Here is a 3,008-nt window from a genome sequence, read left to right as displayed (position 1 = left end):
GGCAAAGAACGGTGAAAAGATTATATGGGCATACATTTTATCCGGTATGGACCAAACATAGGGTTTTATTATCCATATATAATATGATGAAACTACCGGCTGATCGTAACACTGCATTTCTGGGCAAGAGCCCGTTTAAAACAAATCTTCAGAGAATAAAAACAGATAATACATTATATTTATTTGTAAAACAAAATATAATCACTATATTTGCACATCATCAAATATAAATGATTATGTGCAAATCAAATGATTATATACATAAAACAAGCCAATATATCAACGAAACGTTTGATTTGAAGGTTGATATTGCACCCATTGGAAGAGAGGTCCTGAATATGTTCCCGGTCAATATAACCGCCGGATACCATTTTTATATGGCAAACCTGCTGGGCCGGGAAGTCTTTCTTTTATGCAGCACGGACAGTTCCGCATATACGCCGGGGCAAATACAGAGGCAGAAAGAACTGGTCGAGCGGAAGGTCCGGCATCCGGTAATATTTGTATTTGACATGATGGCGTCTTATAACATACAACGCCTTGTCAGACAACGCGTAAATTTCATTATACCGCCAAGACAGATGTTTATACCGGATTTACTGATTGACCTGAAACCCCAAAAGGCTCCCAAAGAAGAAAAAGGGACACAAATACCGGCAATAGCCCAATGTGCCATCCTTTATCATCTGGAAGTAAATTCCCTTGCCGGCAAGGGTACTTATGAGATTGCAGACCTGTTTAAAGTCTCTTATGCCAATGCAAACCGGGCGGTCAGATGGTTGGAGGAAAAAGAAATCGTAACTTTGTCCGGGATTAAGACAAAGAGTCTGGAATTCAAATCCGCAAAACATGAACTATGGGACAGGGCGCTGCCGTTTTTGGCGAACCCCGTCGAACGGGTGGTGTATACGGATATCCGCCCGGATGACACTCTTTCCATAAGCGGCGTGAATGCCCTGTCGGAATATTCAATGCTCAACAGGGAAAGGAACGGCAGCTATGCGGTTTCGAAAGAAGAGTTCCGCAGGTTGCAGTTCCGGACAGACAAGGAATATGGAGAGAACCGTATTGAAATATGGCGTTACAATCCGAAACTGTTACAGGACAATGGAATAGTGGACAAGCTGTCTTTATTCCTGTCCATGAAAGATATCGGGGACGAAAGGATTCAAATAGAATTGGAGAACATGATAAATAATATGCAATGGTAAGAGGTATAGAGAAATTCAAAGAATTTTTTGCAGGTTACGAAGACAACTATGTCATTATCGGAGGTACCGCCTGCGAAGTGCATGAGGAAATATATGCACAGAATCCGAGGGCGACCAAGGACATAGACATTATTCTGATAGTGGAAGCCCTGTCTTCAGATTTTGTCGCTAAATTTTGGGAGTTCGTAAAAGTCGCCGGATATGTGAGTCGGAACAAAGGAACGGGCGAAGGGGAACAGCGGCATGAATATTACAGGTTCAAGGAGCCCTCGGCCCCGGAATTCCCCTATCAGGTGGAACTTTTTTCCAGAAATCCCGGACTTGTCAATTTCCCGGAGGATGCCCATATCACACCGGTTCCGGTTGACGAGGACTTGTCGAGCCTGTCCGCCATTCTGATGGATGATGATTATTACAATTTTACAATTGCCCACAGCAGACTGGAATACGGAGTGCATATTGCCAATATTGAAAGCCTTATCTGTCTGAAATGCAAGGCTTATCTGGAAATGCTCGGACGAAAGGACAATGGAGAGCAGGTGGACAGCAGGCATATTGCCAAACATAAGAAAGATGTGTTCAGACTGGCTGCAATGCTTTCTCCGGCAGATATCCATACGGTACCCGACACTCTCAAGAAAGACATTGACGGATTCTGCGGGAGTGTTAAGGACGAACTGCCCAATGCGGACTTTTTCAAATCAGCCGGACTGAAAGACGTTACGGCGGAACAATTGTTGAAACAACTCAAGGATAATTTTATAACGCAATAATGAAAATTCAATATGCTTCCGACCTTCATCTTGAATTCAGGGAGAACAGTCGCCTCTTGAGGGACGATCCGTTGTCTGTTTCCGGAGAAGTGCTTGTGCTTGCCGGTGACATTGGATATATCGGTGACGAGAACTATTCCAGACATCCGTTTTGGGACTGGGCTTCCGAAAATTACAGAGAGGTCATAGTGATCCCCGGCAACCACGAGTTTTATAAAATGTTCGACATTGACAAACTGTATAACGGCTGGTCGCTCAAAATCAGGGAAAACATCACCTGCCACTACAACTCCGTTATTTCATTAAATGAAGATACCGACCTGATTGCTACCACACTCTGGTCCCATATTCCGTTGCAGGATGCCTATGCGACGGAAAGTGCCATCACTGATTTCCGCAGGATACGCCATGGCAGTGAGCCGTTGGATTATACAAGATTCAATGACGAGCATTCACGTTGTCTTCGTTTTTTAAAACAGGGCGTAATGCAGAGTACGGCCGGACATATCATTGTCGCCACGCACCATGTGCCGTCATTCGAGTTGATGGCTGCGGAATTCAGGGGAAGTCCGCTAAACGGGGCCTTTACTGTCGATCTGGAGGACTTTATTGCAGACAGTCCGATTGAATACTGGATTTACGGTCATTCCCACCGTAATATAAACAAGGTTATCGGCCATACCCGATGTATCTGTAACCAATTGGGATATGTGTCCGGCAATGAGCACCTGTCCTTTGACAGGGAAGCGCATATTTCCATATAGCCCGGGCTTGTAACGTTCCTGATATACCAGACGGCCTGTCCGCCGGAATTACGTTTCCGACAGACAGGCCAATTTCAGTATACCCGATCAGGGAATGATCATAAAAATCGGGGAGCTACCAATTTCCCTTCGATACCGCACATTTTCAGGGCGGCGGTATTTTCCCCGTTAAAGGAGATCAGACAGGATGGCGCCCCGGCAGTGCCTCCCTGCTCTCCGGTGACATGATAGAACCTGAGCCGCCCCCTGATGAAAAGTAT

General features: G+C 45.2%; 3 protein-coding genes. All 3 read left to right on the top strand.

Features of this window, described 5'->3' with window-relative positions; genetic code table 11:
• The first annotated feature begins 236 nt into the window (after positions 1 to 236).
• The 3 genes from LPH68_RS25890 to LPH68_RS25880 are packed head-to-tail and all read left to right on the top strand — an operon-like array spanning position 237 to position 2,748.
• Entirely contained in the window at positions 237 to 1,211 is a 975-nt protein-coding gene (locus LPH68_RS25890) for a hypothetical protein (protein ID WP_181980441.1), read from the top strand.
• Positions 1,205 to 1,984: a hypothetical protein gene (locus tag LPH68_RS25885; RefSeq protein WP_048696399.1), complete on the top strand. Its 780-nt coding sequence runs from the start codon at positions 1,205 to 1,207 to the stop codon at positions 1,982 to 1,984. The genes LPH68_RS25890 and LPH68_RS25885 overlap by 7 nt, the downstream gene beginning before the upstream one ends.
• Entirely contained in the window at positions 1,984 to 2,748 is a 765-nt protein-coding gene (locus LPH68_RS25880; RefSeq protein WP_048696401.1) for a metallophosphoesterase, read from the top strand. Before LPH68_RS25885 ends, LPH68_RS25880 begins: the two co-directional genes overlap by 1 nt.
• Positions 2,749 to 3,008 lie beyond the last annotated feature (260 nt).

It is taken from the genome of Bacteroides sp. 1_1_30 (assembly GCF_020982715.1).
In the GTDB taxonomy this organism is placed as follows: Bacteria; Bacteroidota; Bacteroidia; order Bacteroidales; family Bacteroidaceae; genus Bacteroides; species Bacteroides xylanisolvens.
The sequence above is the reverse complement of the archived record's forward strand: the minus strand, read 5'-3'. Positions and strand labels throughout refer to the sequence as shown.